The 16289-nt window shown below is 40.7% G+C and carries 20 protein-coding genes; 3 read left to right on the top strand and 17 right to left on the bottom strand.

Annotated features, from left to right (window positions below):
• Positions 1 to 125: 125 nt before the first annotated feature.
• Positions 126 to 557 (top strand): hypothetical protein, encoded by a 432-nt coding sequence (locus CJ305_RS09345; protein ID WP_099646253.1) that lies wholly within the window; start codon positions 126 to 128, stop codon positions 555 to 557.
• On the opposite strand, the gene CJ305_RS09340 is transcribed toward CJ305_RS09345, so the two are convergent.
• Positions 558 to 761, bottom strand: coding sequence for a hypothetical protein (locus CJ305_RS09340; RefSeq protein WP_223248847.1), 204 nt, complete (start codon positions 759 to 761; stop codon positions 558 to 560).
• A 96-nt stretch (positions 762 to 857) separates the two neighbouring features.
• Here CJ305_RS09340 and CJ305_RS09335 point away from each other — a divergent pair, with 96 nt between their 5' ends.
• Positions 858 to 2294, top strand: a complete 1437-nt coding sequence (locus CJ305_RS09335; RefSeq protein WP_099646002.1) for an SDR family oxidoreductase — start codon at positions 858 to 860, stop codon at positions 2292 to 2294.
• Positions 2295 to 2306: 12 nt separating this feature from the next.
• On the top strand, positions 2307 to 3815 hold the full coding sequence (locus tag CJ305_RS09330; RefSeq protein WP_223248846.1) for a BCCT family transporter: 1509 nt from the start codon (positions 2307 to 2309) through the stop codon (positions 3813 to 3815).
• Here CJ305_RS09330 and ctlX read toward each other — a convergent pair.
• From ctlX to rpsE, 16 genes are all read right to left on the bottom strand, one after another.
• Positions 3812 to 4744 carry a citrulline utilization hydrolase CtlX gene (gene ctlX / locus CJ305_RS09325; protein WP_099646001.1) on the bottom strand — a complete coding sequence of 311 codons (933 nt, stop codon included), beginning with the start codon at positions 4742 to 4744 and terminating at the stop codon, positions 3812 to 3814. The genes CJ305_RS09330 and ctlX overlap by 4 nt on opposite strands.
• 24 nt (positions 4745 to 4768) lie before the next feature.
• Positions 4769 to 5683 (bottom strand): dimethylarginine dimethylaminohydrolase family protein, encoded by a 915-nt coding sequence (locus CJ305_RS09320; protein WP_099646000.1) that lies wholly within the window; start codon positions 5681 to 5683, stop codon positions 4769 to 4771.
• A gap of 90 nt (positions 5684 to 5773) precedes the next feature.
• The gene (locus tag CJ305_RS09315; RefSeq protein ID WP_099645999.1) at positions 5774 to 7060 is read right to left on the bottom strand and encodes a citrate synthase; all 1287 of its coding nucleotides are present in this window, start codon (positions 7058 to 7060) and stop codon (positions 5774 to 5776) included.
• A 564-nt stretch (positions 7061 to 7624) separates the two neighbouring features.
• On the bottom strand, positions 7625 to 8914 hold the full coding sequence (gene eno / locus CJ305_RS09310; protein ID WP_099645998.1) for a phosphopyruvate hydratase: 1290 nt from the start codon (positions 8912 to 8914) through the stop codon (positions 7625 to 7627).
• Positions 8915 to 9124: 210 nt separating this feature from the next.
• Positions 9125 to 10237 carry a glutamine-hydrolyzing carbamoyl-phosphate synthase small subunit gene (gene carA, locus CJ305_RS09305; protein ID WP_099645997.1) on the bottom strand — a complete coding sequence of 371 codons (1113 nt, stop codon included), beginning with the start codon at positions 10235 to 10237 and terminating at the stop codon, positions 9125 to 9127.
• A 105-nt stretch (positions 10238 to 10342) separates the two neighbouring features.
• Positions 10343 to 10834: a 50S ribosomal protein L17 gene (rplQ, locus tag CJ305_RS09300; RefSeq protein ID WP_099645996.1), complete on the bottom strand. Its 492-nt coding sequence runs from the start codon at positions 10832 to 10834 to the stop codon at positions 10343 to 10345.
• 64 nt (positions 10835 to 10898) lie between these two features.
• Positions 10899 to 11891 carry a DNA-directed RNA polymerase subunit alpha gene (locus CJ305_RS09295; protein WP_099645995.1) on the bottom strand — a complete coding sequence of 331 codons (993 nt, stop codon included), beginning with the start codon at positions 11889 to 11891 and terminating at the stop codon, positions 10899 to 10901.
• Positions 11892 to 11917: 26 nt separating this feature from the next.
• Positions 11918 to 12523 (bottom strand): 30S ribosomal protein S4, encoded by a 606-nt coding sequence (rpsD, locus tag CJ305_RS09290; RefSeq protein WP_099645994.1) that lies wholly within the window; start codon positions 12521 to 12523, stop codon positions 11918 to 11920.
• An 85-nt stretch (positions 12524 to 12608) separates the two neighbouring features.
• Positions 12609 to 13031 (bottom strand): 30S ribosomal protein S11, encoded by a 423-nt coding sequence (gene rpsK, locus CJ305_RS09285; protein ID WP_099645993.1) that lies wholly within the window; start codon positions 13029 to 13031, stop codon positions 12609 to 12611.
• A gap of 9 nt (positions 13032 to 13040) precedes the next feature.
• On the bottom strand, positions 13041 to 13415 hold the full coding sequence (rpsM, locus tag CJ305_RS09280; protein WP_099645992.1) for a 30S ribosomal protein S13: 375 nt from the start codon (positions 13413 to 13415) through the stop codon (positions 13041 to 13043).
• A 5-nt stretch (positions 13416 to 13420) separates the two neighbouring features.
• Positions 13421 to 13537 (bottom strand): type B 50S ribosomal protein L36, encoded by a 117-nt coding sequence (gene ykgO, locus CJ305_RS09275; RefSeq protein WP_009779203.1) that lies wholly within the window; start codon positions 13535 to 13537, stop codon positions 13421 to 13423.
• A 4-nt stretch (positions 13538 to 13541) separates the two neighbouring features.
• The gene (gene infA / locus CJ305_RS09270) at positions 13542 to 13757 is read right to left on the bottom strand and encodes a translation initiation factor IF-1 (protein WP_028376332.1); all 216 of its coding nucleotides are present in this window, start codon (positions 13755 to 13757) and stop codon (positions 13542 to 13544) included.
• Positions 13757 to 15094 (bottom strand): preprotein translocase subunit SecY, encoded by a 1338-nt coding sequence (secY, locus tag CJ305_RS09265; protein WP_099645991.1) that lies wholly within the window; start codon positions 15092 to 15094, stop codon positions 13757 to 13759. Before secY ends, infA begins: the two co-directional genes overlap by 1 nt.
• A 10-nt stretch (positions 15095 to 15104) precedes the next feature.
• Entirely contained in the window at positions 15105 to 15557 is a 453-nt protein-coding gene (rplO, locus tag CJ305_RS09260; RefSeq protein ID WP_099645990.1) for a 50S ribosomal protein L15, read from the bottom strand.
• An 11-nt stretch (positions 15558 to 15568) separates the two neighbouring features.
• On the bottom strand, positions 15569 to 15748 hold the full coding sequence (gene rpmD / locus CJ305_RS09255) for a 50S ribosomal protein L30 (RefSeq protein WP_099645989.1): 180 nt from the start codon (positions 15746 to 15748) through the stop codon (positions 15569 to 15571).
• Positions 15749 to 15758: 10 nt separating this feature from the next.
• Positions 15759 to 16283: a 30S ribosomal protein S5 gene (gene rpsE / locus CJ305_RS09250; protein WP_099645988.1), complete on the bottom strand. Its 525-nt coding sequence runs from the start codon at positions 16281 to 16283 to the stop codon at positions 15759 to 15761.
• Between the last annotated feature and the right edge of the window lie 6 nt (positions 16284 to 16289).

Below are 16289 nucleotides of genomic sequence, written 5' to 3'. Positions count from 1 at the left end.
GCTTGGGAGAAGACCTCAAGCTTAAAAATTGATACACATTTAGAAATTTAGCCCCCTATTCCTAAATTCTAGTGATCGTTTCAATCTTTATGTTTGTCTGCGATGCCGTATCTTTAAAAGAAAAAATGCTTTTAAACGTTTCGTATAACAATCCCGAAGTCAAGCGAAAAATAACTGAGGCCGTGGGACCGCCATTTACCTTACGCGAACGCATCAAAATGCGCGGCATCGGCTCTTCTAAACTATTTATCACCACCACCAGTATTGAGATTCACAACTTACTGGTTCTGGACAGTTATGTGAATACCTGCAATATCGAGATGCGACCCAATGGAATCATCGTGGGCTTCCGTTCTTTGCTGGAGTCGTTTGCGCTGATTATACCCTATTACAAACTCAATCTATACAAGGGCAAGGCAGAAGAATACAGCATTTACAAGGACCAGTATTTTATAAAAATACGGGCGAAAGCAAAAGACAAAGCCACGCATAATTTTATGAAGAAGATTCTTGATTACAAGGCTGCGCATTTGCCTCTGGGGCCGGAAGATTTGTAGTTACTTCCTCTTCAGGAAACTGACAACCAGAGCAAGCACCCCGAGGCCTATTAACACAAGTGACTCTGTAGTAAGACCTTCTTTAGCTGATACCTCAAGAGGACCAAAATCTACCACCTGTTGAGGAACAAAAGCCTGATAAAGACCCAGAGCGATCAAAACAAGACCTACCACCACTGTAATTGTACGCATGGTTGAATTCATAAGGATTAGGTTTAAAATTGTCATAAGATACTACTTTGAGCGGTTTTCATCTCTAAAAAAGCCTGTTTAAATGTGTATCTTTATTAAAAAGCCACTATGAAAATACTGCTTACCGGAGCTAACGGCTATATCGGGATGCGCCTGCTACCACTCCTTCTTGAAGCGGGGCACGAGATTGTTTGTGCGGTTCGTGATAAAAACCGCCTGTCTGTAAATGCAAAAACCCGCGAACAAATTGAGATTGTGGAGATCGATTTTTTAGACGACCCGCAACCGGATAAACTTCCGAAAGATTTAGATGCGGCCTATTACCTCATACATTCTATGACCTCTTCTACTTCTGATTTTGATGAGAAAGAGGAACGTTCTGCACGTAATTTCAATACCTATCTTGAAGCGACAGATTGCAAACAGGTAGTGTACTTAAGCGGAATTGTCAATGAAGAAAACCTAAGTAAACACCTGCAGTCCCGCAAGCGCGTGGAAGATGTACTCTATCAGGGAAATTTTAATCTGACCGTTTTGCGGGCAGCGATTATTGTAGGCTCGGGCAGTTCATCTTTTGAGATTATACGGGACTTGTGCGAAAAACTACCTATAATGATCACGCCCAAATGGGTGAAGACCCGCTGCCAGCCCATCGCCATACGCAATGTCCTGCAGTACCTCACCGGTGTGCTGGGTAACGAAAAATGCTACAACGAGTCGTTTGACATTGGTGGTCCAGATATCCTGTCTTATAAACAAATGATGTTGCTTTACGCACGGGTGCGAAAACTTTCCCTTACCATTATTGACGTGCCGGTTATGAGCCCCAAGATTTCTTCCTACTGGCTGTACTTTGTAACCTCAACCAGTTACAAACTCGCGCTCAATTTAGTAGACAGTATGCGGGTTGAAGTGATATCTAAAGATACCCGTCTTCAGGAGTTGCTCAAAATCAAACCCATCAATTATGTTGATGCGATTAAGTTAGCTTTTGAAAAAATAGAACAAAATCAGGTGGTCTCCAGCTGGAAAGATTCTATGGTCAGCGGGCGTTTTAGAAAAGACCTCAGCCATTATGTGAAGGTACCCGAATTTGGTTGTTTAAAAGACCGGCAAAGCATCAAGCTTGAAAATCCGGAGCAGGCGTTGGAGAACATCTGGTCTATAGGCGGAAACCGCGGCTGGTATTATGCTGATTTCCTTTGGAAAATACGCGGCTTTATAGACAAAATCGCGGGTGGTGTGGGTTTAAGACGCGGGCGCACACACAGCAACGAGATTTACGAAGGCGACTCACTGGACTTCTGGAGAGTTTTATTGGCCGATAAAGAGGAGCGCCGTTTGTTGCTTTTTGCTGAAATGCGCGTACCCGGTGAGGCCTGGCTTGATTGGGAAATTGATGAAGACAATGTGCTGCACCAAACCGCTACATTCAGACCGAAAGGTTTATGGGGAAGGCTCTACTGGTTTAGTATGCTACCCTTTCACTATTTTATTTTTAGCGGCATGATTCGCAATATTGCGAATTATCAACCGAAAACCTAAATCAACCCGTTTGTGAATTTTCTGCGCAGTCATATTTCTCTTCTCATTGCGACATTGACCTTGGCAGTCGTATGTGTGTTTTTTTACTCCTATACTGAAGCCAGTTACATGTTTATCGAAGCGCTCTCTTTATCTGTACGTCACTATTTTGGCACCTTCTATTTGGCTTTGGGTTTAGCCTGTGTCCTGATTTTGATAGCTGTTGCGATATCCCCGTGGGGAAACCACAAATTAGGCAGACCTGAAGAAAAACCCAGGTTTTCAAATGGCGCCTGGATCGCAATGCTATACAGCGCAGGTATGGGTGCCGGAATTCTACTACGCGCAGTACAGGAACCTGTTTTTATGCAGCAAAACCCACCCCTACAAAATGGCGCAGATCCTAAAACACTCGCACTGGAATTTACTTTTTATCAGTGGGGCTTTACAGCCTGGGCGTTTTATGCCATTTTTGCCCTGGCCATTGGCACGGTCGTTTTTAAGTTAAAGCGACCGGTACTCATAAGCAGTACGGTTTTCGATATATCGAAATCAAGCAAATTTTATAAATCTATAGGAGCCGCTTCGCTAGATCAGCTCACTATAATCACTACGGTTTTTGGCCTGGTTGCAGCGGTAGGATTGGGAGCAAGTCAAATAAAAGGCGGTATTGATTATCTTACAGATAGCCTACTAAGTGCAAACTATATTATTGCCCTGGTTGTGCTTATTGGCGCGCTTGCGCTTCTTTCTGCCTGGAGCGGGATTGAAAAAGGAATCAAACGCCTTTCAACGCTGAACATTTACGTCACACTTGCGCTTCTAACCTTTGTCTTTTTACAGAGCGATATGCTCGCAACCTTAAAGCAACTGAGCTTAGCATCCTATCATTACCTCATCGATTTTATTCCCATGAGTCTTGCGATTGGGAACTACGACCCCGGCACAGCCTTTCTAACAGATTGGACCTATTACTATTGGGCATTCTGGGTCGCCTGGGCGCCATTCACCGGTATTTTCATCGCACGTATTTCAAGAGGAAGAACCCTACGAAAAATCATCATTGGCACTTTGCTAATTCCATCTCTGGGCACGTTTTTTTGGTTCAGCGTTTTTGGCACTTCTGCATTTGAAATCATCGAAAACTGGGGAAACTACCAGGGAGAATTTGACAATGTATTCAGTTCGCTTTTTATTTTCCTGGCGGAATATCCCCTGCAAGGCCTTACGAGTATTGTTGTGATTATTTTACTCATCAGCTTTTTGGTGACTTCATTAGACTCTGCCATTTATGTTTTAAGCAGTTTTACTTCTACTACTGAAGAAGAGCCTTCAAAAAAACACCGCATCATCTGGAGCATCATTTTAACTACCAGTGCCTGCGGACTCGTATTGCTTGGAGCGTCCAGACCGGAAAGCGATGTTCTTGTCGCAGCCCAAAAACTGCTCATCATCACCTCCCTTCCCTTAAGCCTTTTTATTGTCATTATGGGCTACAAATGGCTGGTAAACCTTAAAAACTGGAACAAGAACACCCATTAGGCTTTTGGCAGAAATACTTCGGCCATCATACAGCGAGCGCTTCCGCCACCACAGGTTTCGATGGTATGTAAATCACTGCTTAAAATTTGGCAATACTTAGTAATCTGTGCGGTTTGCTGTGTATTGAGTGCGTTATGTGCACTAGCACTCATAATCAGAAACTTTTCGCCCTGATTATTTCTAACCTGCAGCATATTCCCGGCAAACTGATGCATCTGCTCTTCTGAAATAGCGATGATCTCTTTTCCTGATTTTTTAAGCTGATCAATCACTAATTTGCGCTCTTTCTTATCGTCAATCGTATCCAGACAAATCACGCAAAATTCTTCGGCCACGCACATCATCACATTGGTGTGGTATATAGGTAGACGTTTGCCTTCAACTGTTTGATAAGCATTGAAAACCACCGGAAAATATTCAAAATCTTCACAGAATTCGATGAAGAGCTCTTCGTCAGCACGTGCCGAAAGAGCGCAATAGGCAAGCTCATTTTGGCGGTCAAGCACGATACTTCCTGTGCCCTCCAGAAAAATACCTTCTTCCTCAGCTTCCGTATAATCTACCACGCTCTTAATCTTAAAGCCTGATTCTTCCAGTAGCTCAAAAAATTCCTCACGTCGTTCTTTTCTACGGTTTTCGGCATACATCGGGTAAATGGCCACATTACCATTCTCGTGCGTGCTCACCCAATTATTGGGGAAAATAGAGTCTGGCGTATCGAGTTCTTTCTGATCCTGTAAAACCAAAACTTCAATGCCGTGATTTCTTAGTTTTAAGACAAAAGCATCAAATTCCTGCTGCGCCTGAGCATTGATTTCCTCATTATTTATCGCAAGTTTTTCCTGAAAATAATTGTTCACCGCAGTTTGCTCATTCATACGGAATGCGGCAGGGCGCACCATCAATAGGGTATTTGTAATCTGTTTCATTAGGGGTTTTTAGTATTTCTAATTTTATTCGCGTACAAGCGGAAGCGTGCTGCATCGCAAGAGGCCTTCCTGCTTGGAGATTTCAGCATAAGGCACTTCTTCTACGGTAATGCCTTTAGAACGAAGCCACTCATTAAGACGGGTGAAATTGCGTTCGGAAATAACAACATCAGGAGCGATGGAAAAAATGTTTGAATTCATATTAAACATTTCTTCAGCTGTTATTTCAAAAACATGTTCAGTTCCAAAATGATCAACCAGCCACTGATATTCCTCTTCAACAAGAAATCCATTTTTATGAATGATCGCATATTTATCGCCTACAGGCTGAAAACAGCAATCTAAATGCAGAGCATTTTCATAAGCATTGGTATTTGATTTTCGCAGGTTAAAAGAAACCACTTTTTTGTTCGGAAATGCCTTTTGTAGGTATTCAACCGCTTTCATATTAGTACGGGCGATAATGTAATCCGGATAATCTTTACCGCGATACGTTCCCACAAAAATATAATCGCCGTGAGGCATAACATCACCACCTTCAATATGTGCTTCCTCAGGAAACCTGATGATTTTCTCAGGATCAATCTGGCTTAACACGTGCTGAATAGCGTCAAGTTCCTGCTCCCGATCAGGTAAGATATTTGCTTTAATAAAGACGTTATCAATCACAAACCCAATATCCCGTGCAAAAATCTGATTGTAATTTTCAATGATTTTTGGGCGAAAAACCTGAACTCCGTATTTATTAAACACAGCTTCAACGGCTTCGATTTCGCGTACCATATCTTCCTCTTTGGGATAGGTTTTTTGCTTGATATGAAGCATAGACTTGGGATCGTAAGCTTCATCCAAAGCAGGCACACCGCCATTGCTTCGGGCGGTGCCAAGCAAAACCGATCGCAGTCGGGAAGTTTCGTCGTTTACATTCAGTTTTATCATGGCTTAAAAAATTGGCGTAAATATAAAAACATAAACGGGTTTCTGACCTGAAATCAAAAACCCGCTTCCTGTTATCTTTGAGTTAGCGATCTATCGCTCTTCCATCGGTTTAAAAGATCGAAGCGTTTCACCTATATAAACCTGTCGCGGACGACCAATAGGCTCTTTACGCAAACGCATCTCGCGCCACTGGGCAATCCATCCTGGTACGCGACCCATCGCAAACATTACGGTAAACATTTCTACAGGTATTCCTAAAGCTCTGTAAATAATTCCCGAATAGAAATCTACGTTTGGATACAGCTTGCGTTTTACGAAGTAGTCGTCTTCTAAAGCCTCCTTTTCAAGTCCCTTAGCAATATCAAGAACTTCATCTTCTACACCCAGTTGATTTAATACGTCATCTGCGGCTTTCTTGATAATCTTTGCACGCGGGTCAAAGTTCTTGTATACGCGGTGACCAAAGCCCATCAAACGGAATGGATCTTCCTTGTCTTTTGCTTTAGCCATATATTTTTTAGTATCACCACCATCTGCTTTAATACCTTCAAGCATTTCGATAACAGCCTGGTTTGCACCACCGTGAAGTGGGCCCCACAACGCAGAAATACCTGCAGATATGGAAGCAAATAAACCAGCGTGAGAAGAACCTACAATACGCACAGTGGACGTAGAGCAGTTTTGCTCGTGATCAGCGTGAAGGATCAATAATTTATCTAAAGCTTCAATAATGACGGGATCAAGCTTATACTCACTGTTAGGCTTAGAGAACATCATTTTATGCAGGTTCTCTACGTAGCTTAAGCTGTCATCACCATAGTCAAGTGGCTTGCTCATTTTAGTGCGCATCGTCCAGGCTACTAAAACCGGGAATTTACCTAAAAGCTTCACTATGGCATTATACATATCTTCTTCAGAATCTACATTTACAGCATCCGGATTAAATGCAGTAAGCGCAGATGTTAACGAGGCCAACACGCCCATAGGGTGTGCTGATTTAGGAAAACCATTAAGGATTTTCTTAATATCCTCATCAACGTGATTTTCTTCTTTTATGTCTTTGTGAAATTTTTCTAACTGATCACGTGTAGGTAATTCGCCAAAAATCAAGAGGTAGGTTACCTCCAGGAACGAGGCTTTTTCCGCAAGTTCTTCAATAGCATAACCGCGGTATCTTAGAATACCTTCTTCTCCATTTAGGAATGTAATTGCGCTTTCACAACTACCGGTATTTTTAAAACCAGGATCAAGTGTAGTATAACCACCAGTAACTCCTCTAAGACTAGCTATATCGATTGCAAGCTCTTTTTCAGAACCTTCAACGATTGGAAATTCATAGGATTTGTCTCCTATAATAAGTTTAGCATTATCTGCCATTATCTAATATATTTTTAGCTGATTATCAAAAAATTCAAGAGTCGCTAAAGTACGAAAATAGCGGCGATTATTAAAGTTTAAAGCCTTGCCACAAGGTTAAAAAATATTTAAATCAGGCCTAATACTGTGGATTTAGGAAGTATTGTTTTAAAATTCGATCAAAATGAAACTATCACACCTAAAAATTTAGGACATAAAAAAAGGGGCAACGCTGCAAAGCATCGTTAAACCCCTCACCCAACTTCAAAATTTAGATTCCGTGTTTGGATAAAAAAGAGCGATACTTACTTCAGTTTTCAGAACCGCTCTTTCACCCAACTTCAAAATTTTCAGATCTGTTTACAGATACTGTTGGGTTAAAGAATCTAAAATGAATTATCTTTTGAGATGTACGAATGTACTCTTTTTCTTTTTAATAAAATACTTCACATCGTAAAAAATATACACTTAATCGTTTAAATATGAACTAAAGAATTTTTTACAAGAATAAACCGAGCTTATGACTTTTATTTAAATGGAAACTTAAAAGGCAAAAAAAACACCCCGATTGGGGTGTTTTACGAGTTACTTTACTTTAAAAGCCTTTTCCTTAGGAAAGTAGGCTACGGAACCGAGTTCTTCTTCAATGCGCAGCAGCTGATTGTATTTTGCCATACGATCACTTCGCGAAGCCGAACCGGTTTTAATCTGACCGGTATTAAGCGCTACCGCAAGGTCAGCAATGGTGTTGTCTTCGGTTTCACCTGAGCGGTGAGACATCACTGAAGTATACCCCGCATTATGGGCCATATTTACCGCTGCAATAGTTTCGGTAAGTGTACCTATCTGATTTACTTTGATAAGGATAGAGTTTGCAATTCCATTCTCGATACCTCTTGAAAGACGCTCCACATTGGTTACAAATAAATCATCACCTACTAACTGTACTTTATCGCCAATTTTTTCGGTTAAAGACTTCCATCCTTCCCAGTCGTTTTCGTCCATACCATCTTCGATAGAAATAATAGGATATTTAGAAGCCAATTCAGCAAGGTATTCAGCCTGCTCTTCACTGGTACGTACAACACCCTTATCGCCTTCAAATTTGGTATAGTCGTATTTTCCGTCTACGTAGAACTCAGCCGAAGCACAGTCTAAAGCGATCATTACTTCTTCTCCAAATCTATAACCTGCATTTTCAACAGCCTTTTGAATACTCTCAATAGCATCCTCAGTACCTTCTAGTGTTGGAGCAAAACCTCCTTCATCACCTACAGCAGTACTCAAACCGCGATCGTGTAATACTTTTTTAAGGTTGTGGAAAATCTCCGTACCCATTTGCATCGCGTGGGTGAAGTTTTTAGCCTTTACCGGCATAACCATGAATTCCTGAAATGCGATAGGCGCATCACTGTGCGATCCTCCGTTTATAATGTTCATCATAGGAACCGGAAGCGTGTTTGCACTAACACCACCTACGTAGCGATACAATGGCATATTTAATTCATTTGCTGCGGCTTTAGCAACTGCAAGAGAAACGCCTAAAATGGCGTTTGCCCCTAATTTTGATTTATTGGGTGTTCCATCTAGCTCAATCATAGTCTGATCGATTAGATTCTGTTCAAAAACAGATACACCAAGAAGCTCCTGAGCGATAACAGCATTTACATTATCTACAGCCTTAAGAACTCCTTTTCCCATATAATCTTTACCACCGTCACGCAACTCTACCGCTTCGTGCTCACCGGTTGAAGCTCCTGAAGGAACAGCTGCTCTGCCCAAAACACCATTTTCGGTTACTACATCTACTTCTACTGTGGGATTACCTCGGGAATCAAGGATTTGACGTGCATGGATATTGATTATAATACTCATTTTCTAATAAAATTGATAGGTTAATTAAGTATGCGCAATATACGCAATACTGCACTATTTAACAGATATAGCAGCTCCTAAAACGGTCTTTTAATAATTATTTAAAACACGCGCACCTTTAACCTGTTTGAGCAGAAGAAGTGCAATAAAGCTCGTATTCCGGAAGATATTCATCAAAAAAAAGCCCCGATAAAACGGGGCTTTGTAGACTTATACTGTTTGCTTTGACATACGCTCGATAAATTCATCAAAGAGGTAGGTCGCGTCATTAGGACCGGGACCTGCTTCCGGGTGATATTGTACCGAAAAACAGTTTTTATTCTTCATACGCAAACCCATCACCGTATTATCATTGAGGTGTTTATGGGTTACCTCAATATCAGGATTGTTTGCAGCTTCATCGTAGTTTACTGAAAAACCGTGGTTCTGTGAAGTTATCTCGCCTCGTCCGGTTTGATTATTCAAAACAGGATGGTTGATTCCTCTGTGACCGTGATGCATTTTAAACGTACTGATACCGTTTGCCAGGGCAATGATCTGATGCCCCAGGCAAATACCAAACAGCGGATAATCTGCGTCTATAATTTGTTTTGCAGTCTTAATTACTTCTTTAAGCGGCTCAGGATCTCCTGGGCCATTAGACAGGAAGAAACCATCAGGCTCAAAAGATTTCATTTCTTCAAAAGAAGCATCATATGGGAACACTTTGATATACATATCTCGCTTGGCCATATTACGCAGGATGTTTTTCTTTATCCCCAAATCAATTGCAGCCACTTTGTATTTAGCATTTTCATCACCAAAAAAGTAAGGCTCTTTTGTTGAAACCTTTGAAGCCAGCTCAAGACCATTCATATCAGGAACCTCTGCCAGTTGCTTCTTAAGACCTTCAATATTATCAACATCTGAAGAGATTACCGCATTCATAGCCCCATTATCACGTATATACGCTACAAGGGCACGGGTATCAACATCTGAAATAACGAAGAGGTTGTTTTTATCTAAAAAAGAAAGCAAAGATTCATCAACCTGTTTTCTGGAGTAATTGTAGCTGAAATTACGGCAAATAAGTCCGGCTATTTTTACGGTATCAGATTCGGTCTCCTCGTTGTTACCGCCATAATTACCAATATGCGCGTTTGTGGTAACCATTAACTGACCATAGTAAGAAGGGTCTGTAAAAATTTCCTGATAACCGGTCATCCCGGTGTTAAAACATACCTCTCCAAAGGCCGTACCCTCTTTATTGGCAACAGACTTTCCATAAAAAATGGTTCCGTCCGCTAAAAGAATTAAGGCTTTTCTGTTTGTCTGGTACTTCATCTCGTGTTCCTGTAAAGTGTTAGATTTTTTTCAAAAATAATTATAAAAAAAAGGATAAACCGAAACGGCTTATCCTTTTTACTTTATGCAATGCTAAAGATTTTCTTATTCTTCCTCATCAGAAGCTTTTTTCTCTTGAACCGGCGCATCTTCTTTCTTAGGAGCCGCAGCTGCCGCAGAAGTCTTTTTACCTGCTCTACGAGTAGATTTCTTTTTAGTCTTACCAGAGTTGTATAACTCGTTATAATCAACTAATTCAATCATCGCCATATCTGCGTTATCCCCAAGACGATTACCCAACTTAATGATACGGGTATATCCTCCCGGACGATCACCAACTTTTACAGCAACATCTCTAAAAAGCTCGGCAACCGCATCCTTTTGACGCAATTTGCTCATTACGATACGACGATTGTGCGTAGTATCTTCTTTAGATTTTGTTACTAAAGGCTCTACAAACTGCTTAAGCGCTTTAGCTTTTGCTACAGTAGTGTTAATACGTTTGTGCTCTATAAGTGAGCAAGCCATATTAGCAAGCATTGATTTTCTGTGCGCAGTTTTACGCCCTAGATGATTGATTTTTTTTCCGTGTCTCATGACATTTTAAATTTAAGCCACCATCTTGCTCAACCCTTTTTGAGGAGCAAAATATGGAGCATTACTAGTCTTTATCTAATTTATATTTTGAAAGATCCATACCGAAGTTAAGACCTTTCACGTTTACAAGCTCTTCAAGCTCTGTAAGTGATTTTTTACCGAAGTTTCTGAATTTCATCAAGTCATTCTTGTTGTAAGAAACAAGATCTCCAAGAGTTTCAACTTCAGCAGCTTTTAAACAGTTAAGTGCACGCACTGAAAGATCCATATCAACCAATTTGGTCTTAAGAAGCTGTCTCATGTGAAGCGATTCTTCATCATAAGTTTCAGTTTGAGCAATCTCATCTGCCTCAAGAGTGATGCGCTCGTCAGAGAACAACATAAAGTGGTGGATAAGTGTTTTTGCTGCTTCAGTCAATGCATCCTTAGGATGAATAGAACCATCTGTAATGATTTCAAAAACAAGTTTCTCGTAGTCAGTCTTCTGCTCTACACGATAGTTTTCTATGCTATACTTCACATTTTTTATGGGAGTATAAATAGAGTCAGTAAAGATGGTACCCACCGGAGCATTTTGCTTTTTGTTTTCTTCTGCAGGAACATAACCACGGCCTTTTTCAACAGTGATCTCCATGTTAATGCTAACGTTCTTCTCCATATTGGCGATAACCAAATCAGGATTAAGAATTTGGAAACCGGAGATAAACTTTTGGAAGTCACCGGCTGTTAATTGTTCCTTATCTGAAACAGAAATGGTAACGGTCTCATTGTCGATCTCATCGATCTGTCTTTTAAAACGTACCTGCTTCAGGTTAAGAATGATTTCTGTAAAATCTTCTACAACTCCTGCAATAGTTGAAAACTCATGATCTACACCTTCAACACGTACCGAGGTGATTGCAAAACCTTCTAATGAAGATAGCAATACTCTTCGAAGCGCGTTACCAACAGTCAAACCATATCCTGGCTCTAAGGGTCTGAATTCAAACTTACCCTCAAAGTCGGTAGAGTCGATCATTATGACCTTATCAGGCTTTTGGAAATTTAGTAATGCCATATTCTGTTTTCTAAGAGTTGATATTATTATTTAGAGTACAATTCAACGATGAACTGCTCGTTGATGTTTTCAGGAATCTGAATACGCTCAGGAACTGAAACGAATGTACCTTCTTTTTTATCGTTGTTCCAAGATATCCACTCGTAAACGTGGCTTGCGTTAGAAAGTGAATCTTGGATAGCTGTCAAGGATTTTGACTTTTCACGTACCGCAACAACATCTCCTGCTTTGATTTGGTAAGATGGTATGTTTACCAACTCTCCATTAACAGTAATATGTCTGTGCGATACTAATTGACGTGCAGATCTTCTAGAAGGAGCGATTCCCATTCTGAAAACTACATTGTCAAGACGTGATTCGCAAAGCTGAAGTAAAACAACCCCGGTAATTCCGGTAGCGCGGGTAGCCTTTTCAAACATATTACGGAATTGATTCTCTAAAATTCCGTAAGTATATTTTGCTTTTTGCTTCTCTTGAAGCTGTATTGCATATTCAGACTTCTTACCGCGACGTCTGTTGTTTCCGTGTTGACCTGGAGGATAATTTCTTTTTTCAAAAGATTTATCATCTCCAAAAATCGCCTCACCAAATTTACGTGCGATTTTAGTCTTAGGACCGGTATATCTTGCCATTGTATAGTGTATTAGTTAGGGTGATTAAGGAATTAAGGTCTAGTCCTTCGCAAAATCAGTACTCCCCGATTGATATAAAAATTAATTAAACTCTTCTTCGTTTAGGTGGACGACATCCGTTGTGTGGTAGTGGAGTCACATCAATGATCTCAGTTACTTCGATACCGCTGTTGTGGATAGAGCGAATTGCAGATTCACGACCATTACCTGGTCCTTTCACATACACTTTCACTTTACGCAAACCAGCTTCGTGAGCAACTTTACTTGCATCCTCTGCAGCTAACTGAGCAGCATAAGGAGTATTTTTCTTAGATCCTCTAAAGCCCATTTTGCCGGCTGAAGACCAAGAGATCACATCACCTTTCTTATTAGTCAAAGAAATCAAAATGTTGTTGAATGATGCTGAAACGTGAGCTTCACCTACAGATTCAATAACAACTTTACGCTTTTTTGTGCTTTTTGCAGCTTTCGCGTTTTTTCCTCCGCCTTTAGTGTTTTGCTTTGCCATTCTTACTTATTATTTAGTTGCTTTCTTCTTGTTAGCAACCGTTTTACGCTTACCTTTTCGGGTTCTAGAGTTGTTCTTGGTACGTTGACCGCGAAGTGGCAAACCAGAACGGTGTCTGATACCACGGTAGCAACCAATGTCCATAAGACGCTTGATACTCATAGAAACCTCACTTCTAAGTTCTCCTTCGATCTTGTAGGCACCTACAGCGTCACGAATACGACCAATTTGATCATCGTCCCATTCCGTAACTTTCAGGTTCTCATCAACACCAGCTTCAGCTAATATTTTCTGAGCTCTACTTTTTCCGATTCCAAAGATGTACGTCAAAGCGATTACACCTCGTTTTTGTTTTGGGATATCTACCCCTGCAATTCTAGCCATAATCCTTAACCTTGTCTTTGTTTGAACTTAGGGTTCTTTTTGTTAATAACGTATAATCTTCCTTTGCGACGTACAATCTTGCAGTCTGCGCTTCTTTTCTTTACTGATGCTCTTACTTTCATCTTACTAGTATCTATAAGTTATACGAGCCTTAGATAAATCGTATGGGCTCATTTCAAGTTTTACTTTGTCTCCCGGTAATAATTTGATGTAATGCATACGCATTTTCCCCGAGATGTGTGCGGTCACGATATGACCATTTTCTAGCTCAACGCGAAACATTGCGTTAGACAATGCTTCAATGATTGAACCGTCTTGTTCTATTGCTTGTTGTTTTGCCATTATGCTACTGCTTTTCTGTTCTTACCTGTTTTCATCAATCCGTCATAATGTCTATTCAACAAGTATGAATTTACCTGCTGCATAGTATCAATCGAAACCCCTACAAGGATAAGTAACGAAGTACCACCGTAAAACAACGCCCAACCTTGCTGCATACCCAGTACACTTACTGCTACTGCAGGGAACACTGCAATTAAAGCAAGGAAAATAGATCCCGGAAGGGTTATCTGAGACATAATTCGATCTAAATATTCAGCAGTCTCAGAACCCGGTCTGATGCCAGCGATAAAACCACCGCTGCGTTTCAAATCATCTGCCATTTTATTAGTAGGCACTGTAATTGCCGTGTAAAAATAGGTGAAGATGATAATCAGTAAACCAAATACCAGATTGTACCAAAAACCAAATATGTTTGTGAATTCACCGGCGATTGTCTGAGCAGTATCAGAATCAGAAAGTCCAATAACCGCGCCAGGAATAAACATAATCGCCTGAGCAAAAATGATAGGCATTACACCTGATGCATTTAGCTTTAAGGGAATATACTGTCTGCTTCCAAAAACATTACGCTCATAACTACCGCTGGCAGTTCTTCTTGCATATTGAACCGGAATCTGTCGTACAGCCATTACGAGTAATACCGACAGCAGAATTATCACAAACCAAATTACAAGTTCAATCAAGATCATGATCAAACCACCGTTAGATTCAGTCACACGTGACACCCACTCCTGAAGGAATGACTGTGGTAAACGTGCGATGATACCCACCATAATAAGAAGTGAAATACCATTTCCAATACCCTTATCAGTAATCTTCTCTCCCAACCACATTGCAAAAATACATCCGGTTGTAAGGATAATTACCGAGGAGATGATGAACATCACCTGACTTTGCATTACAAAAGCTTCAGGAGGGAGAATACTAAATAAGTTTGTGATATACCCGGGTCCCTGAATTAAAGTAATTGCGATGGTTAACCATCTGGTGATCTGATTTATTTTGCGACGCCCGCTTTCCCCTTCTTTCTGTAGTTTCTGCAAATACGGTACCGCAATACCCATAAGTTGCACTACGATCGAAGCAGAAATGTACGGCATGATACCTAATGCAAAAACGGAAGCATTAGAAAATGCCCCACCTGTAAATGCATTAAGCAACCCAAGCAAACCACCATCTGTCTGAGCAGAAAGGTTGGCCAGCTGAGAAGCGTCAATACCCGGAAGCACGATCTGAGCCCCAAAACGGTATACTAATAGCAACCCAAGGGTAAGAAGAATGCGATTCTTCAACTCTTCAATCTTCCAGATATTTTTAATCGTTTCTATAGCCTTCATGCTGCGTGTGTTATAAAGTTACTGCTTCTCCGCCTGCTGCTTCAATAGCTTTTTGTGCCGAGGCTGTAAATTTATGAGCACTAACTTTTAGTTTAGCTTTTAGCTCACCACGACCTAAAATCTTAACTAAATCATTTTTACCCGCTAGTCTGTTTTCTACTAAAACATCAAGAGTTACTTCATCTTTAATTCTTCCAGCATCAACATACTCCTGTAAAGTATCAAGGTTCACCCCGGTGTACTCCTTACGGTTAATATTGTTAAAACCGAATTTAGGAACACGTCTTTGAAGTGGCATTTGCCCACCTTCAAAACCTACTTTTTTAGAATATCCTGATCGTGACTTCGCACCTTTGTGCCCACGGCCAGCGGTTCCACCATTTCCTGTGGCTTCACCACGACCTCGCCTGCTGTCGTTCTTTTTTACCGAGCCTGCTGCCGGTTTTAGATTGTTTAAACCCATTTTATAACTGTTTAAGCTTCCTCTACAGAAACTAGATGACTTACTTTGTTGATCATACCAAGGATGTTTGGAGTATTCTCATGCTCCACAACCTGGCCCATTTTTTTAAGACCCAAGGCCTCAAGTGTTCTCTTCTGGTTCTGAGTGCGGTTGATAGCACTTCTTACCTTAGTTACTTTAATCTTTGCCATTGTCTTACAATTATCCTTTAAAAACTTTATCTAAAGAAATTCCTCTTTGCTTAGCTACAGTTTCTGCACTTCTCATTTGTAAAAGGGCATCAAAGGTAGCTTTTACCACGTTATGTGGGTTAGAAGATCCCTGATTTTTTGATAATACGTCGTGAATCCCTACAGATTCAAGTACTGAACGTATTGCACCACCGGCGATAACCCCTGTACCAGGAGCTGCTGGCATTAACAATACGCGTGCTCCGCCGTATTTTCCTTTTTGTTCGTGTGGGATTGTGCTTTTGTTAAGTGGAATACGCACAAGGTTTTTCTTTGCGTCTTCAACAGCTTTAGCAATCGCACTGGCAACATCTTTAGACTTACCAAGACCCTGACCTACAACACCGTGCTCATCACCTACAACAACAATAGCAGAAAAACCAAAAGCTCTACCACCTTTCGTTACTTTGGTCACACGTTGCACACCAACTAAACGATCTTTAAGATCTAGTCCGCTTGGTTTTACTAACTCTACGTTTTTATATTTTTGATACATAACTTC

Origin of the sequence: Leeuwenhoekiella nanhaiensis (assembly GCF_002744755.1) — a bacterium.
Taxonomy (GTDB): domain Bacteria; phylum Bacteroidota; class Bacteroidia; order Flavobacteriales; family Flavobacteriaceae; genus Leeuwenhoekiella; species Leeuwenhoekiella nanhaiensis.
The sequence above is the reverse complement of the archived record's forward strand: the minus strand, read 5'-3'. Positions and strand labels throughout refer to the sequence as shown.

What these genes read in the sequence shown, in the direction of transcription:
- CJ305_RS09345 (WP_099646253.1), top strand. Translation starts at nt 126, where the DNA reads ATGCTTTTAAACGTTTCGTATAACAATCCCGAAGTCAAGCGAAAAATA.
- CJ305_RS09340 (WP_223248847.1), bottom strand. Translation starts at nt 761, where the DNA reads ATGAATTCAACCATGCGTACAATTACAGTGGTGGTAGGTCTTGTTTTG.
- CJ305_RS09335 (WP_099646002.1), top strand. Translation starts at nt 858, where the DNA reads ATGAAAATACTGCTTACCGGAGCTAACGGCTATATCGGGATGCGCCTG.
- ctlX (WP_099646001.1), bottom strand. Translation starts at nt 4,744, where the DNA reads ATGAAACAGATTACAAATACCCTATTGATGGTGCGCCCTGCCGCATTC.
- CJ305_RS09320 (WP_099646000.1), bottom strand. Translation starts at nt 5,683, where the DNA reads ATGATAAAACTGAATGTAAACGACGAAACTTCCCGACTGCGATCGGTT.
- CJ305_RS09315 (WP_099645999.1), bottom strand. Translation starts at nt 7,060, where the DNA reads ATGGCAGATAATGCTAAACTTATTATAGGAGACAAATCCTATGAATTT.
- eno (WP_099645998.1), bottom strand. Translation starts at nt 8,914, where the DNA reads ATGAGTATTATAATCAATATCCATGCACGTCAAATCCTTGATTCCCGA.
- carA (WP_099645997.1), bottom strand. Translation starts at nt 10,237, where the DNA reads ATGAAGTACCAGACAAACAGAAAAGCCTTAATTCTTTTAGCGGACGGA.
- rplQ (WP_099645996.1), bottom strand. Translation starts at nt 10,834, where the DNA reads ATGAGACACGGAAAAAAAATCAATCATCTAGGGCGTAAAACTGCGCAC.
- CJ305_RS09295 (WP_099645995.1), bottom strand. Translation starts at nt 11,891, where the DNA reads ATGGCATTACTAAATTTCCAAAAGCCTGATAAGGTCATAATGATCGAC.
- rpsD (WP_099645994.1), bottom strand. Translation starts at nt 12,523, where the DNA reads ATGGCAAGATATACCGGTCCTAAGACTAAAATCGCACGTAAATTTGGT.
- rpsK (WP_099645993.1), bottom strand. Translation starts at nt 13,031, where the DNA reads ATGGCAAAGCAAAACACTAAAGGCGGAGGAAAAAACGCGAAAGCTGCA.
- rpsM (WP_099645992.1), bottom strand. Translation starts at nt 13,415, where the DNA reads ATGGCTAGAATTGCAGGGGTAGATATCCCAAAACAAAAACGAGGTGTA.
- ykgO (WP_009779203.1), bottom strand. Translation starts at nt 13,537, where the DNA reads ATGAAAGTAAGAGCATCAGTAAAGAAAAGAAGCGCAGACTGCAAGATT.
- infA (WP_028376332.1), bottom strand. Translation starts at nt 13,757, where the DNA reads ATGGCAAAACAACAAGCAATAGAACAAGACGGTTCAATCATTGAAGCA.
- secY (WP_099645991.1), bottom strand. Translation starts at nt 15,094, where the DNA reads ATGAAGGCTATAGAAACGATTAAAAATATCTGGAAGATTGAAGAGTTG.
- rplO (WP_099645990.1), bottom strand. Translation starts at nt 15,557, where the DNA reads ATGGGTTTAAACAATCTAAAACCGGCAGCAGGCTCGGTAAAAAAGAAC.
- rpmD (WP_099645989.1), bottom strand. Translation starts at nt 15,748, where the DNA reads ATGGCAAAGATTAAAGTAACTAAGGTAAGAAGTGCTATCAACCGCACT.
- rpsE (WP_099645988.1), bottom strand. Translation starts at nt 16,283, where the DNA reads ATGTATCAAAAATATAAAAACGTAGAGTTAGTAAAACCAAGCGGACTA.